We start from the raw sequence: 291 nt of genomic DNA, 5'->3' as shown, positions 1-291 counted from the left end.
ACGATGACTTTTTGCGGCGTGAACGCTGCAGCCAGGGTGCTGATGCCTTCCACCAGTTTGTCGACGTAGAAGTCGACCGGGTCGTTGTAACCGGCGATGCGCTTGTCGACGCTGTCCTTGATTTCCTGGGGCAGACCGTCGTAGTTCAACAGCGCTTTCGGGTGGACGCCGATCATGCGGTTGATGATGAACTCCAGACGGGCCAGGCCGACACCGGCGTTCGGCAACTGCGCGAAGTCAAAAGCGCGGTCCGGGTTGCCAACGTTCATCATGATCTTGAACGGCAGCTCC

At 59.1% G+C, this 291-nt stretch carries 1 pseudogene; it reads right to left on the bottom strand.

Annotated features, from left to right (window positions below):
• Positions 1-291, bottom strand: a pseudogene (locus BK660_RS33235) (phosphoenolpyruvate synthase); the annotation flags it as partial.

The organism is Pseudomonas brassicacearum, from assembly GCF_003732265.1.
Taxonomy (GTDB): Bacteria; Pseudomonadota; Gammaproteobacteria; order Pseudomonadales; family Pseudomonadaceae; genus Aquipseudomonas; species Aquipseudomonas brassicacearum_D.
Note: the sequence above shows the minus strand (reverse complement) of the source record. Positions and strands in the feature narration are given on the sequence as shown.